The sequence below is a fragment of the Paenibacillus sp. Aloe-11 genome (assembly GCF_000245715.1).
Taxonomy (GTDB): domain Bacteria; phylum Bacillota; class Bacilli; order Paenibacillales; family Paenibacillaceae; genus Paenibacillus; species Paenibacillus kribbensis.
The window spans coordinates 736,433-736,773 of the sequence record NZ_JH601050.1; the positions used below are offsets into that span (position 1 = coordinate 736,433).

At 61.6% G+C, this 341-nt stretch carries 1 protein-coding gene; it reads left to right on the forward strand.

Annotated features, from left to right (window positions below):
• Positions 1 to 341 (forward strand): amidohydrolase family protein (locus WG8_RS28235; protein ID WP_007429917.1); only part of this gene is annotated, 341 nt, incomplete at both ends.

A 341-nucleotide genomic window follows, 5' to 3' on the forward strand; every position in this document is an offset into this window, starting at 1 on the left:
TTACGGGCGATCACGAATGTGTCACGCCCGAGGATGTGGCCGAGCGTATCCGGCTCGGCATGTATGCCAAAATGCGGCAGGGCTCCGCATGGCATGATGTGGCCGAGACGATCCGCGCCAGCACGGAAATGGGCCTCGATACGCGCCGCATGATGCTGGTGACGGATGATCGCAGCGCGGAATCCTTGCTCCATGAGGGGCAGATGGATTTTGTCGTGCGTCATGCCATTGCACAGGGGGTCAAGCCCGTGACCGCGTTCCAGATGGCGACGCTGAATACGGCAGAACGCTTCGGCGTAGCCCGGGATATCGGCTCGATTATTCCGGGGGCGATTGCCGAC